The sequence below is a fragment of the Cupriavidus sp. OTU4054 genome, from assembly GCF_038440175.1.
GTDB lineage: Bacteria > Pseudomonadota > Gammaproteobacteria > Burkholderiales > Burkholderiaceae > Cupriavidus > Cupriavidus pauculus_D.
Genome location: NZ_JASATF010000015.1, coordinates 101,470 through 115,340, shown reverse-complemented (window position 1 = coordinate 115,340; position 13,871 = coordinate 101,470). Strand labels below are relative to the sequence as shown.

Here is a 13,871-nt window from a genome sequence, read left to right as displayed (position 1 = left end):
GTATGACCAGATCTGAAGGACTCAAACCTGGGCAGCAGGACGCTGCGGGGGATCGATCGCGTACGGGATGGACGAGCGCCCGCAACTTCCTGTGCCCAGGAACTTGCAGGCATCATTAGCACGAAGGCTCGGGGACTATCGGAAAAGTCCCGAAGCAAACGGCGGTTGAGGGAGGAATGCCATCTCCGCGATGGCGCGATTATGCATGAATTTTTTATGCCTGACTTTTTTATGCCTGACCTCCTGGCGAACGCGGTCGATAGTCGATCATGCTGGAAAACACCGCGATGCCGACGGCCATGGCCACGAAGAACAGCAGCGCGAGGAAGTACGAGCCCGACCACTGGACGATGACCCCGATCAGGATCGGCACCACCACGCCGGCCATATTGCCGCAGAAGTTCATGGTGCCGCCGAGCACGCCGGCGCGCGCCGGGCCGCCGATGACGGCCGGCAGGCTCCAGTACATGCCGCAGAATCGAATAAAGAACAGTGCCACGCACAGCAGGGCGACCACTACCGCCGAGTCGGCGATATAGGCGGCCGCGAGAATGCAGGCGGCGGCCACCAGCGACGAGCCGCTGAACATCGTGCGCATGACGAGGTTCGGCGAGGCGCCCGATGCCTTCCACTTGTCGCCGATATAGCCGCCGATCAGTTCGCCGACGAAACCCGACATGAAGATCAGGAACGTGGCGCCGCCCATCGCGGCGATATTGAAGCCGTGCGCCTTGTGCAGGTAGCTCGGCATCCATGTCAGCAGGCCGTAGAACACGGCAAGGATGCAGCTGTAGCCGGCGAACATCGCGAGCACCGAGCGGTCGCGAATGAGTTCGCGCATCGGAATCTTCTCTGCCGCGGCGTGGTTGTCCGTGGCGTTGCCGCGCGCGATATGCTCGAGCTCGGCCGCATTGACGTCCGGATGCTCCGACGGATGGTTGCGGATATAGCGCCAGGCCAGCAGGCCGGCGAGCATCGTACCGATGCCGGCGATGACGAACGCGATGCGCCACGAACCCAGCCACGAGATCAGGCCCGCGATGATGATGGCGCCGAACGCGCTGCCCAGCGGGGCGCCGCCATCGACGAGCACCGCGCCGCGGCCGCGCTCGTGCGGCGTGAGCCACGAGCCGATCAGCTTGGCGCCGGACGGCATGATCGGCGACTCCGACACGCCCAGGCCCATGCGCGTCAGCAGCAGGATGATCCAGTTGTGCGAGGCCGCGGCAAGGGCCTGGAAGGCGCCCCAGGCGATGGTCGCGGTGGCGATGATGCCGCGCGTATGGTAGCGGTCCAGCATCATGCCGGCGGGAATCTGCATGAGCGCGTAGGACCAGAAGAACGCGCTGAGCATCAGGCCCTCGATGGCGGGCGTGAGGTTGAACTCGGGAGCGATCAGCGGCAGCGCGACCGACAGCGACGCGCGGTCGATGTAGTTGATCGCGGTCAGCAGCAGCATGATCAGGAAAATGCGCCAGCGCACGTTGGTGGGCCGCATGGCGGCGGCGTGGGATGCGGCGTGGGATGCGGCGTGGGATGGGGCGTGGGGTGCGGCGTGGGGTGCGGCCCCATTCGAGAGTGCGGTCGAAGAGGCGGTGGGATGCGTCGATGGCATGGCTGTCTCGTCCTTGTGATTGTTCCCGGCAATGTATGAGCAGCCATCGCACAAGGCTAATGACGGGATGTGATCACGCGATAACCAACGGATATGCGGAGGGCGTTCGGTGGCGTTTGGTTATCGGGGCATCACGCCTTTTCATTAGGCAGCGCCGGGGCAGGTTTGTAACGTTGAAGCCGGAGACACCTCAGGACGACAACATCATGCATGCCTTCCCCTATTACTTTCCGACCACGCTCAAGTTCGGCAACGGCCTCGCAGCCCAGGCCGGCGCGTTGATCCGGCCGTTCGTCCCCGCCAGCGGCAAGCTGCTGGTCGTCACCGACGAAGGCCTGATGCGCAGCGGCGTGCTCGATGGCTTCTTCGCCTCGCTGCGCGCGGCCGAGATCGCCTATGAGACATTCGACGGCGTGGCGCCGAACCCCGATACCAGCGTGCTCGAACGCGCGGTGGCGTTCCTCAGGCAGCATGGCTGCACGGCGGTGGCCGGCGTCGGCGGCGGCAGCAGCATCGATACGGCCAAGGGCGTGGCCGCGATGGCGACCAGCGCGGGTTCGATTCTCGACTACGAGGGATACGACCGCATTCGCGAGGCACCGCTGCCGATCATCGCGATGCCGACCACATCGGGCACGGGCAGCGAATGCACGGCATCCACCGTGTTCACGAATCGCGAGACGCTGTTCAAGACCGTGATCATCAGCCCGAAGCTGTTCCCGCAGCTGGCGATTCTCGATCCCGAACTCACGCTGAAACTGCCGCCCGCGATTACCGCGGCCACCGGCATGGACGCGCTCACGCATGCGATCGAGTCGTACGTGTCGAAGCAGGCCAACCCGATCAGCCAGGCGCTGGCGCTGCACGCCATCCGCATGATCGGCCGCAGCCTGCGCAAGGCGTACTACGTGGGCGCGGACCTGCAGGCGCGCGAAGACATGCTGCTCGGCTCGTTCCTGGCCGGCGTGGCGTTCTCGCAGTCAAAGCTCGGCAATGTGCACGCCATCTCCCACACGATGGGCGGCGTGTTCGATATCGCCCATGGCATCGCCAATGCCGCGCTGCTGCCCTACGTGGTGGCGTTCAACGTGCCCGCATGTCCCGAACGCTTCCGCGATATCGCGCAGGCCCTCGGCGCGGACGTCACGGGCCTCGACGATCTGACGGCCGCGCAGCGCGTGGTGGAGGAGGTCCGGACGCTCAATCGCGCGCTGAACATCCCTTCGAATATCCGCGAACTCGGCGTGGACCTCGCCCATCTGCCGCAGATGGTCAAGGACTCGATGCGCAGCGGCAATGTGCTCGTGAATCCGCGGCTGACGAATGCGGGCGATATCGAACGCATCATCGTGGCGGCACATCGCGGGAATATCGAAGAACTCGTTTAACTACGCTTCAGGAAGCACCATGTATTACGAAATGCGAACGTACACGGTCCAGATCGGCAAGATGAAGGACTATCTGAAACACTTCGAGAAGGAGGGCCTGCCCGTCATCTCGCGCTACGCGAAGCTCGTCGGCTGGTGGTACACCGAGATCGGCGAGCTGAACCAGGTCGTGCACATCTGGGCGTACGAAAGCCTCGACGACCGCATCGCGCGCCGCAATGCGCTGTACGAGGACAAGGACTGGCTCGAGAAATTCGTGCCCGTGGCGTTTCCGATGCTGGTCAACATGGAGTCGAAGCTGCTGCGTCCCGCCGACTTCTCGCCAATCAAATAACGTCGGTCAGGTAACGTCGGTCAGGCGGCGTCGTCGTCGGGAAGGGGCGCCGTCCGGTGCGCCCGCAACGCATCGATGAGCAGGCGCGCGCCCGGCGACAGTTGCGCGCCGGTGCGCGTGATCACGCCATACGGATCTTCCAGCGCGCGCATCGGGACGGGCAGCCGCACGAGCATGCCGAAGCGTTCGCCGAACTCGGCCACCGCGCGCGGCATCACCGCGACGAGGTCCGGCGTCTCCTGCAACATGGTCAGCATTGCGAACGCGGAGGCGGTTTCGAGCGGATAGCGGGGCAGGTCGATGCCCGCGTCGCCGAGTTCGCGCTCGAGCGTATTGCGCATCGGCGTGTTTACCGGATATGCCATCCACGGCAGGCCGGCCAGATCGGCCAGCGCCAGCGCCGCGGCGCCGGCCAGCCGGTGCGATGGCGCGGCGACGACGGCCAGCGGTTCCATTTCCAGCGCCATGCACTCGTACGCGCCCGGACGACGGCTCACGCCGCATCGACAAAGGGCGAGGTCGATGCGACCTTCGTCGAGGAGTGCAAGCAGCGTGGCGCTGGTGTTCTCGATGATCTCGACCGACAGATGCGGCTGTTCCGCGCGCAAGGCGGCGATCGCGCGGGTCAGCAGCGGAATGGCGCCCATGATCACGCCCACCGCGAGGTGCCCGCCATGACCGTGGGCAATCGCGGTGATCTCCGCATGCAGGTGCTCGAGGTCGCTGTAGATCAGCCGCGCATAGCGTGTCACGCACTGGCCGAGTTCGTTGGCAACGAGCCCCTTGGGCTGCCGCTCGAACAACGCCATGCCGAGGATGTCCTCGATCTCGCGGAGCGCCTTGGTGGCGCCCGGCTGCGAAATGGCGATCTCGTCGGCGGCCTTGTGCAGCGAACCGTGATTGTCGAGCGCGATCAGCAGCCGCAACTGCTTGAGGCGCAGGCGCGACGCGATGGTGGCGAGGGAGGGCAGGGGCGTGGAACGCATGCGGGGCGCGCAAAAGCCCACACTATACCAACGACGTTGCTGGCGGGACATAACCGGCAAGCATCGGCCGATCAGGTCTTTTCATTAGCCGCGCGGCGCGACGCCCCATAGAGTGCTCCGACATCGATGAAGGAGACACGCATGACCATCCGGCATTTCCAGCAATTCATCAACGGCGGGCAGGTCGCCGCCAGCGGCGTCGTGCTTTATAGCGTGGACGCCACCACGGGCGAGCGTCTGCCCTACACGTTCCGCGAGGCCACGGCGGGCGAAGTGGACGCGGCAGCCAGCGCGGCCGCGGCGGCCTACCCGGCCTTTCGCGCACTGTCGCCGGAGCGCCGCGCGCGCTTTCTCGACGCGATTGCCGATGGTCTCGACGCGCTCGATGCCGGCTTTATCGAACTGGTCTGCCGCGAGTCCGCGCTGCCGCCGGCGCGCATCGCCGGCGAGCGCGCGCGCACGAGCGGTCAGTTGCGGCTGTTCGCCACCGTGCTGCGGCGCGGCGACTACCTGGGCGCGCGCATCGACCTCGCGCAGCCGCAACGCGCGCCGCTGCCGCGCGCGGACCTGCGCCAGTACCGCATTGGCGTCGGCCCCGTGGCCGTGTTCGGCGCGAGCAACTTCCCGCTGGCCTTCTCGACGGCGGGCGGCGATACCGCGTCGGCACTCGCGGCCGGTTGCCCGGTCGTGTTCAAGGCTCACCCGAGCCATATGGCCACGGCCGCGATGGTGGCGGAGGTCATCGTCGCCGCGGCGGACCGCACGGAGATGGCCGCCGGCGTGTTCAACATGATCTATGGAGACCGCGTGGGCGAGCCGCTGGTCAAGCATCCGGAGATTCGCGCGGTCGGCTTCACGGGGTCGTTGCGCGGTGGCCGCGCGCTCTGCGACATGGCGGCGGCGCGCCCGCATCCGATTCCGGTGTTCGCCGAGATGAGCAGCGTCAACCCGGTATTGCTGATGCCGCATGCGCTCGAACGGCGCGGCGCGACGATTGCCACGCAGCTCGCGGCGTCGGTCGCGCTGGGCGCCGGGCAGTTCTGCACGAACCCCGGGCTCGTGCTCGCGGTGCGTTCCCCGGCGCTCGGCGCGTTTGTCGAGCATCTGCAGGCGGCCATCACCGGTATTGCCCCGCAGGTCATGCTCAATACCGCGGGGCTTGCGCACTACCAGCAGGGGGTTGGACGCTTTGCCGATACGCCGGGCATGATGCTGCTCGCGCAAGGCGTGGCCGAGACCGGCCGCGCGCCGGCCCAACTGTGGCGTGCCGACAGCGCGCTGCTGTTCCAGGCGGATGGGCGATTGCAGCAGGAAGTGTTCGGCCCCTGCACGGTGCTCGTCGAGTTCGACGATGCCGAACAGCTGCACAAGGCCGTGCAGGCGCTAGAGGGCCAGCTCACGGCCACGCTGATCGCGGAGCGCGAGGACCTTGCCGGTGCCGGCGCGCTCGTTGCCGTGCTGGAAGAGAAAGCGGGCCGCCTGCTGATCAACGCCTACCCGACCGGCGTCGAGGTATGCGATGCGATGGTGCACGGCGGCCCGTATCCGGCCACGTCGGATGCGCGCGGCACGTCGGTAGGCACGCTGGCGATCGATCGTTTTCTGCGGCCCGTGTGCTATCAGGATTTCGACGACGCGCTGTTGCCCGAGGCATTGCGCGATGGCAATCCGTTAGGGATCGAGCGTCTGGTCAACGGCGTTCGCACGCGCGACGCCGTCGTCCGTCCACAATAGGCGCCGTGCCTAGACGGCGGCGTTGCGAACGATCACGTCGTCCCGCTCCGCGCCGGTGGTAACCATCGTCACCGGCACGCCGACTTCGGCCTCGATCGCCTCGATCAGCGCCACTGCCTCCGCAGGCAGCGCATCCATCGTGCGCGCGCCCTGCGTCGGCCGCGACCAGCCGGCAAACTCGCGCAGCACGGGCCGTACCCCAGCCAGCGCGGCATCGCTCGCGGGAATGTAGTCGATGCGCTGGCCATCGCGTTCGTAGCCGACGCAGAGGCTGATGGAAGCAAAGCCGTCGAGCACGTCGAGCTTGGTCAGCGCCAGGCGGTCGATGCCGCCCACCTTGACGGCCTGCCGCAGCTGCACCGCATCGAGCCAGCCGCAACGGCGCGGACGCCCCGTGTTCACGCCATACTCGCGGCCGCGATCGCGCAGCATCCCGCCGAGTTCGCCGTCGAGTTCCGACACGAACGGACCTTCGCCCACGCGCGTTGCATAGACCTTGCTCACGCCGAGCACATGCCCGATGCGCGACGGCGCGATACCGGTGCCGCTGGCCGCGCCCGCGGCCACCGTGCTCGACGACGTCACGTACGGATAGCTCCCCCAGTCGATATCGAGCATCACGGCCTGCGAACCTTCGAATACGACCGACTGGCCATCGCGGTGGGCAACGTCGAGTTGCTCCCACACGCGGCCGACGAACGGCAGGACCTTCGGCGCCATGGCGAGCAGGGCATCCAGCAGCGGCGCCTTCTCGAACGTCTCCAGGCCCAGGCCGCGGAACCATGCATTGTGGTGCGCCAGCAGCAGGTCGAGCCGTGCCGACAGGTATTCGGGATTGGCGAGGTCGCAGACGCGCAGCGCGCGGCGGCCCACCTTGTCTTCGTAGGCCGGGCCGATGCCGCGCAGCGTGGTCCCGAGCGGGCACTCCTGCAGGCGCGTCCGCAATTGTTCCTGCGCGGCGTCGATGGCCCGGTGAATGGGCAGCACGAGCGTCGCGGTCTCGGCGATCTGCAGCAGATCGGGCGTGATGCGCACGCCAAGCGCCTCCATGCGCGCGATCTCGGCGAGCAGCGCTTCGGGGTCGAGCGCCACGCCATTGCCGATGACGCCGCGCTTGCCGCGCACCACGCCGCTCGGTAGCAGCGCGAGCTTGTAGGTCTTGCCGTCGATGACGAGCGTATGGCCCGCATTATGGCCGCCGTTGTAACGGGCGACGATATCCGCGCGCTCCGCGAGCCAGTCCACGATCCGGCCCTTTCCTTCATCGCCCCACTGTGCGCCCACTACCACGACGTTCGACATCCGATCAGCTCCTGTTGTGATGAAACGAGACAGGTCCGACGCCATGCCGTGTCCTGCGGACGAAATGTAGCCGCCATCCACGCCGATGAAAATCGATATAAACTCAGCGTTCTTGTCAGGAAAACTCACATAGACGATGCCGCGCCGATTGCCGCCACTGAACGCCGTCCGCGTCTTCGAGGCCGCCGCGCGCCTCGAGAGCTTCAGCGCCGCCGCGGACGAGCTGTCCGTGACCCATGGCGCGGTCAGCCGGCAGGTGGCGCAACTGGAGTCGTGGCTCGGGCATGGGCTGTTCGACCGGGTAGGCCGGCGCGTGGTCCTGACGCCGCTTGGGCGCCGGTATCTGTCCGAGGTATCGGCCGCGCTGGACCGGCTTGCGCTCGCCACCGCGGAGCAACTGAAGGCCACGCGCCAGCAGGTCATCCGCGTCAACGCGCCCACCACGTTCGCCCTGCGCTGGCTGTTGCCGCAGCTATCGAATTTCCAGCTGACCCATCCGTCGATCGAGGTCCGTCTGACGACCTCGGACGAGCCCATCGAGCGTGTGCGCGAGCCGTTCGACGTGGCCATTCGCGGCGGCGAGCAGCAGCCCGCGGGGTATGTCGTCACCGAATTCCTGACGGAGGTGCGGCTGCCCGTGTGTTCGCCGAAGGTGCTCCAGGCGCATCCGATTCGCGACGTGTCGGACCTCGCGCATCACACGCTGCTGCATACCGCGACCTATCCGGAGCTCTGGGCGCAATGGCTTACGGCATGCGGCAGCCCGCAACTGGCCGGTGGCCAGTCGCTGCAGCTCGACCATTTCTATCTGACGCTGCAGGCCGCGATCGACGGGCTGGGGATCGCCATGGGCCCCACGGCGCTCGTGGCGCTCGATGTCAGGGAAGGGCGCCTCGTCTTTCCGTTCGAGGGGCCCGCGCTACCCGCATGGCGATACGGCTGCTATGTGCACAACGCGCGCCGCGAGGAACCCGCGATCGTGGCGTTCACCACGTGGCTGCTGGAAGTCGGGGCGAAATTCTCGGCATCCTAGGCTGCCGGCACCCTCATGGGCGCCAAACGCGCTCGTATCCGAGGTCGATCACGCCATGCGCCGGCTCGCGCGTGGAGCCGCGCACGACCAGATCGCCGGGCACGACTTCGCTGAGCCCGGAGCCGGTGCCCGTGCCCTGCAATTGCGCTTCGATCATGGCCACCGCGCGTGACGACATCGCGCGCACCGGCTGGCGGTACGTCGTCAGCGAGATCTGCGGCCAGCCCGCCATCTGGATATCGTCGAACCCGACGATGGAAATGTCGCTGCCAATGGTGAGCCCGAACTCCGTGCGCGCCACACCCAGCGCGGCAATGGCCATATGGTCGCTGGCGCAGAAGATCGCATCGGGCGGATTGGCGCCGCCGAGCATCTGCCGTGCGATGCCCTCGGCCTCTTCGAACGCGTAATTCGCCACCCCGCGCGCCACGGGCTTGCCGGCGGCGCCGAGCGTGCCGAGAAACGCGGCCTCGCGCGCCTTGCCCGTGGACGAGGTCTCCAGTCCGGCGATAAACGCAAAGCGCTCGTGTTCGCAGGCGAGCAGAAAGCGAGCAATTGCTTCCGCGCCGCCGTGGTTGTCGCCGACCACGCTCGAGACCGTGCTGCGTTCGGTGGTGCGGTTGAGCTGCACCACCGGCAGGCCGATCTTCTGACATTCGTCGGCGAGCCCTGACGAGAGCGACGAGGAGACGAGGATCAACGCATCGACGCGGTAGTTGAGCATCTCGTCGAGCACGGGATCGGGCGTGCCGCGCGCGGGGGCGTTGAAGAGCAGGATGCGATAGCCGGCGGTGGCGAGGTCGGCGGACAGGGCTTCGAGCATCGCCGCGTAGAACGGGTTCTGCAGGCCGGGAATCACCACGCCGATGATCGTCGACCGGCGCTTGATCAGCGAGCGTGCGATCAGGTTGGGGCGGTAGCCGAGCTGTTCGGCCGCCGCCTGCACGCGTTGCCGGGTCTCCTCGGAGATGCTGGCCCCGGGTGTGAAGCAGCGCGAGACGGCCGACTGCGAAACGCCCGCGAGCGCCGCCACATCGTGCGCAGTGGGCGCACGGCGCGGTGCCGCCATGACGCTGGCGGGTGGGGTTGCGCCCGGCTGCTTTTCCCGACTCGAAGCCATGTCACCCTGATGTGCGAAGTAGACCGGCCAGCATTGTCGCAGATTACCGCGCGCAACCCGTCACAACGGCGGTGTGGCCCCGTGCGCCTGCGCCATGGCCACGATCACCTTGCGCGGACCGCTGAACGGCTCGCGCGCGTGCGCGGTCAGCATGTTGTCCAGCATCACCACGTCGCCCTGCTGCCAGGGGAATACGATCTTGTGCGCGTCCAGCACGCCGCGCACGGCATCGAGCTCGGCGTCGGCGATGGGCGTGCCGTCGCCATAGAACACGTCGCGCGGCAGATTGTCGGCCCCGACCGCATCGACCAGTACCTCGCGCATCTCCTCCGTCAGCGCCGAGGCGTGGAACAGGTGCGCCTGGTTGAACCAGACCGGGTCGCCCGTGACGGGATGCGTCGCGACGCCCTGTACCAACTGTCGTGTGCGCAGTTCGCCATCGTCCTTCCATTCGCACGCGATCCGATGGCGCGCGCAGTACGCTTCCACTTCGGACCGTTCCCCGGTGTTGAACACCTGCTGCCAGGGCACGTCGAGCCCGTTGCCGTAGTTGCGCACATACATGAGCCCGCGCGAGGCAAAGCGTTCGCGCGTGCCGGCGTCCACGGCGCGATAGATCGCCCGGCTGTCGGCAATCGGCGTTTCGCCGCCGACCGGTGCCGCGGTCTCGCAATAGAACCAGATCTTCATGGGCCAGTCGCGCGTGTACGCCTGCTCGTTATGCAGGGGAATGGACTGGTGCGCGGGGTACTCGGTGGACGTGTAGACGCCGCCCGTGACCTGGCTCCGCGGCGTGGAGCCGAACTCGTAAGTCAGCAGCGGATGGCCAAAGCCCGCCGCGAACGCGCGGAAGCCTTCGGCACCGCCGACGTCGAAGCCGCGCAGCAGGACGCCGCCCACGGTAAGCAGCGTGGCTTCGATATCGGCCCGCAGGCGCGGCAGTGCCTCGAGCAACGATTCGCCCGCCCGCGTGGCGCTGACGATGCGCGGCAGTTCGCCCTGCAGGATGGCGGGCGTCGGTTGCGAAAGATCGGTCATGCGAACCTCTTGTCGTTGGGTGTGATGGTCTGGCGCGAATGCGCGGGGGAGACCGTTGGCGACAGTGCGATGGCCGCCCGATAGTGCCGGAGCTCCGCGCAATCGTTCGGGAGCGCGAGCGACCACACGCGCGTGGTGCCGCCGTCGTCGGCATGCCAGGCGCGGGATGCGCCCGGGACGAAGGTCGTCGCCTGCCAGCGCGGATCGGCGATGCCCATGGCGGTGGCCTTGGCATAGGCCTCCCTTACGGTCCATAGCGTGTAGAAGCGGTCCATGCGCGCGGCGTCGTCGGCCAGCGCGGCCAGGCTTGCCGTTTCGCGCGCGGAGAACGTGACCTGCGCGAGCGGCAGCGGTGCAACGGGCGCGCACTGCTCGAGATCGATGCCCACGGCCTCGCATGCGGTGTCCGGCGCCATGGCAATCGCGCCCCATGCACCGCTGTGCGAGACGTTGAAGCACCATCCGCCCGCGCCGCGGCCGAGGCGTGGCTTGCCGCGCGCGCCGGTCTCGAATGGCACATCGCGCGGCGAGGTGCCGAGGCGGCTGGCCAGCAGCCTGCGCAACGTGCCGCGCACGGTGGCGAAGCGCGCGCGATCGGCGCGCTGCCGGTACTGGCGCAGACGCTGATGCTCCGCATCGCCGAGGTCGGCCAGCAGGTCGTCCGGCGGTTCGTACGCGGTGGGAATATGCACGAGCCACCAACGCACCGCGTCTTCCTCCGTGCCTTGGAACGTGTTCTCGATCAGCATGGCGCGACGGCATCCGGCACGCGGCTGTCCGCAAGCAGGCGCGCCATGCGCGCGAGCAGGTCCGGCACGGCGTCGCGTACGAAGAAATGCCCGCCGTCGTACCACGTGAGCGAGGTCGGCCCGGTGGACTCGCAACGCCAGCCGGTAATGGCCTGTCCGACCGCACGATCGTCGCGTCCGCCAAACGCATGCAGCGCACATGAGAGCGGCGCGACCGCACGCGCCCGATAACTGGCGCACGCGCGATAGTCGGCGCGCAGGATCGGCAAGGCGATGGCCATCATCTCGGGATCGTCGAGCAGTTCGGGCGGCGTGCCGCCGAGCGCCCGCATCTGCGCGAGCAGGCTCGCGTCGTCGAGCGGCCCGGCAAAGCGCGAGGGGTCGCGCAGCGCGGGTGCGGCGGCGCCCGCCACGAACAGCGCGCGCGGCGGATGCCGGTCACGCAGCCGGTGGGCGAGTTCGTGCGCGAGCAGCGCGCCCATGCTGTGCCCGAACAGTGCATAGGGCTGACCGGGCAAAAGCTGACGCGTCAGCGCGTGTTCGAGGTCGTCGCATAGCGCGCCGAAGTCCTCGCACAGCGGTTCGGCCGCGCGCGCGCCGCGTCCCGGCAACTCCAGCGGCGCAATCCGGAGCGCAACCCGTAGCGCAACCCGGAGCGCAGGCTCTGGCGGTTGCCCTGCCACGGCAGGCAGATGACGGCGCCAACCCGCGTAGAGCGCGGCACTGGCGCCCGCATTGGGCAGGCACCAGAGCGTCACGGGATCGTGCATCGTGCGGGGTCCGTCAGTGCGTGCCGGCGGCTGTGCCGTCCATCTGGGCGCGCAGGGTGGCCGGGCGCATGTCGGTCCAGTGCTCCTCGATATAGGCCAGGCACTGCGCGCGCGGCGCGGTGACGCCCACGGTCCGCCAGCCCGCGGGCACGGGGCGATAGGCGGGCCAGATCGAATATTGCTGCTCGTCGTTGATCACGACGTGGAAATCGATGGTGTCGCTGTCGATGCTCATGTTGTCGGTCTCCCGGTGTCGATATGGCATAGACGAACGGCCCCTGTGCGGATTTAGCACGGCGCCGGGGTAAATATCGCGCGCGCCGGTTCGTCACTGGGGGACAACCCCGTATCGGAACAGTCGGAGAAAGGTGCGACAGCATGAACAATCGAGCAATGGAATACGACTTTCTGGGCATCGGCTTCGGCCCGTCCAACGTGGCGCTCGCCATCGCCATGGAGGAGTACGCCGCCAGCCACGGCACGCGCGCCCAGTTCGCGTTCATCGAACGCAAGCCGTCGTTCGTCTGGCATGGGGGCATGCTGCTGGAAGACGCGGACATGCAGATCTCGTTCATGAAGGACCTCGTGACGCTGCGCAACCCGCGCAGTGCCTACTCGTTCATCAGTTATCTGCATGCGAAGGGGCGGCTGGAATCGTTCATCAACCTGAAGACGTTCTTTCCGTCGCGGCTCGAGTTCAATGACTACCTGTCGTGGGTGGCCGGTCATTTCGAGAACCGCTGCCATTACGGCGAAGACGTGGTCGAAATCCTCCCCGACTATGGCGTGGGGTCGGCCGCCGCCACGGCGGCGGGTACCGGTGGCGGGGTGCGCCGCCTGGTGGTGCGCTCGCGCGATGCGGATGGCCGTCTGCACGAGCGCTTTGCGCGGAACCTCGTCATCGGCGTGGGCGGGGAGCCTTTGGTGCCGGACGCGTTCGAGGGCGTGCGCGATGCGCGCATCGTCCATTCGTCACGTTACCTCGAGCATCTGCGCGCGAATCCGGGGCTGCGGCCGCGCCGCGTGGCGGTGATCGGTGGCGGGCAGAGCGCGGCCGAGGTCTATATGGACCTCGTGCAGCGCTTTGACGAGGCGTCGGTCTCGCTGATCATGCGCGGCGGCGCGCTCAAGCCGTCCGACGACAGCCCGTTCGTGAACGAGATCTTCAACCCCGGCTTTACCGACTATATCTACTGGCAGCCCGACGAGCGCCGCCGCCGCATGCTCGAGGAGTTCCGCAACACCAACTATTCCGTGGTGGATCTGGATCTTATCGAACGCATCTATCAACTGCTGTACCAGCAGCGTGTGCGTGGGCATGCCCAGCATGCGTTGCTGGCCAGCCGCGATATCGAGCTCGTGACGCCATCGGCCGATGGCATCGAATGTGTATTGCGCGATCGCGGGGAGGGCGGCACCGAGCGTCATGTCTATGACCTCGTCGTGGTGGCCACCGGCTATCGGCGCGATGCGTACCAGCGCATGCTCGCGCCGCTCGGCGCATTGCTGCCCGCGGAAGGGTTTGGCGTCGATCGGCGCTACCGGCTCAAGACGTGCGAGTCGTGCGAGCCGCAGATCTTCCTGCAGGGCGCCTGCGAGGACAGCCATGGGCTCAGCGATACGCTGCTGTCGGTGCTGTCGATCCGCTCGCAGGAGATCGTCGAGGCGCTGCATCAGGGCGCCGGCGACGGGGGGGCGCTGCCCGCGCTGGATGCCGTGTCCCGCGCGCAGGCATCGATGGCCGAACCGCTGCCGATGTCGCAATGACGATGCAGGCGGCCGGCTGTTGCCGGGCCGCCTGC

At 67.5% G+C, this 13,871-nt stretch carries 13 protein-coding genes and 1 riboswitch; of the genes, 5 read left to right on the top strand and 8 right to left on the bottom strand.

The window, feature by feature from the left end; all coding sequences use genetic code 11:
- Positions 1-99: 99 nt before the first annotated feature.
- A riboswitch (Fluoride riboswitch) is annotated at positions 100-196 on the bottom strand.
- Positions 197-229: 33 nt separating this feature from the next.
- A complete protein-coding gene (locus AAHB16_RS18580) occupies positions 230-1,498 on the bottom strand; it encodes an MFS transporter (protein WP_342051663.1) in 1,269 nt (422 codons plus the stop codon).
- A gap of 323 nt (positions 1,499-1,821) precedes the next feature.
- On the opposite strand from AAHB16_RS18580, the gene AAHB16_RS18575 reads away from it, so the two are divergent.
- Positions 1,822-3,003 (top strand): iron-containing alcohol dehydrogenase, encoded by a 1,182-nt coding sequence (locus AAHB16_RS18575; protein WP_342051662.1) that lies wholly within the window; start codon positions 1,822-1,824, stop codon positions 3,001-3,003.
- A 19-nt stretch (positions 3,004-3,022) separates the two neighbouring features.
- The gene (locus AAHB16_RS18570; protein ID WP_150375232.1) at positions 3,023-3,337 is read left to right on the top strand and encodes an NIPSNAP family protein; all 315 of its coding nucleotides are present in this window, start codon (positions 3,023-3,025) and stop codon (positions 3,335-3,337) included.
- A 20-nt stretch (positions 3,338-3,357) separates the two neighbouring features.
- Here the strand turns inward: AAHB16_RS18570 and AAHB16_RS18565 are convergent, their stop codons facing one another.
- The gene (locus AAHB16_RS18565; protein ID WP_342051661.1) at positions 3,358-4,323 is read right to left on the bottom strand and encodes a LysR family transcriptional regulator; all 966 of its coding nucleotides are present in this window, start codon (positions 4,321-4,323) and stop codon (positions 3,358-3,360) included.
- Positions 4,324-4,464: 141 nt separating this feature from the next.
- Here AAHB16_RS18565 and AAHB16_RS18560 point away from each other — a divergent pair, with 141 nt between their 5' ends.
- Complete coding sequence (locus AAHB16_RS18560; protein ID WP_342051660.1) at positions 4,465-6,057, top strand: aldehyde dehydrogenase (NADP(+)); 1,593 nt, start codon at positions 4,465-4,467, stop codon at positions 6,055-6,057.
- 9 nt (positions 6,058-6,066) lie between these two features.
- Here the strand turns inward: AAHB16_RS18560 and AAHB16_RS18555 are convergent, their stop codons facing one another.
- Positions 6,067-7,359, bottom strand: a complete 1,293-nt coding sequence (locus AAHB16_RS18555) for an adenylosuccinate synthase (protein ID WP_150375229.1) — start codon at positions 7,357-7,359, stop codon at positions 6,067-6,069.
- A gap of 136 nt (positions 7,360-7,495) precedes the next feature.
- Here AAHB16_RS18555 and gcvA point away from each other — a divergent pair, with 136 nt between their 5' ends.
- Positions 7,496-8,392 (top strand): transcriptional regulator GcvA, encoded by an 897-nt coding sequence (gcvA, locus tag AAHB16_RS18550; RefSeq protein WP_342051659.1) that lies wholly within the window; start codon positions 7,496-7,498, stop codon positions 8,390-8,392.
- A gap of 13 nt (positions 8,393-8,405) precedes the next feature.
- Here gcvA and AAHB16_RS18545 read toward each other — a convergent pair whose 3' ends face one another.
- The 5 genes from AAHB16_RS18545 to AAHB16_RS18525 are packed head-to-tail and all read right to left on the bottom strand — an operon-like array spanning position 8,406 to position 12,304.
- Entirely contained in the window at positions 8,406-9,512 is a 1,107-nt protein-coding gene (locus tag AAHB16_RS18545) for a LacI family DNA-binding transcriptional regulator (protein WP_342051658.1), read from the bottom strand.
- Between the two features lie 60 nt (positions 9,513-9,572).
- On the bottom strand, positions 9,573-10,550 hold the full coding sequence (locus tag AAHB16_RS18540; RefSeq protein ID WP_342051657.1) for a TauD/TfdA family dioxygenase: 978 nt from the start codon (positions 10,548-10,550) through the stop codon (positions 9,573-9,575).
- Positions 10,547-11,299, bottom strand: a complete 753-nt coding sequence (locus tag AAHB16_RS18535) for a 4'-phosphopantetheinyl transferase family protein (RefSeq protein ID WP_342051656.1) — start codon at positions 11,297-11,299, stop codon at positions 10,547-10,549. The genes AAHB16_RS18540 and AAHB16_RS18535 overlap by 4 nt, the downstream gene beginning before the upstream one ends.
- Positions 11,293-12,069, bottom strand: coding sequence for a thioesterase II family protein (locus AAHB16_RS18530; RefSeq protein WP_342051655.1), 777 nt, complete (start codon positions 12,067-12,069; stop codon positions 11,293-11,295). Before AAHB16_RS18530 ends, AAHB16_RS18535 begins: the two co-directional genes overlap by 7 nt.
- A 13-nt stretch (positions 12,070-12,082) precedes the next feature.
- Positions 12,083-12,304: an MbtH family protein gene (locus AAHB16_RS18525; protein WP_150375224.1), complete on the bottom strand. Its 222-nt coding sequence runs from the start codon at positions 12,302-12,304 to the stop codon at positions 12,083-12,085.
- A 143-nt stretch (positions 12,305-12,447) separates the two neighbouring features.
- Here AAHB16_RS18525 and AAHB16_RS18520 point away from each other — a divergent pair, with 143 nt between their 5' ends.
- Positions 12,448-13,836, top strand: coding sequence for a lysine N(6)-hydroxylase/L-ornithine N(5)-oxygenase family protein (locus tag AAHB16_RS18520; protein WP_342051654.1), 1,389 nt, complete (start codon positions 12,448-12,450; stop codon positions 13,834-13,836).
- Positions 13,837-13,871 lie beyond the last annotated feature (35 nt).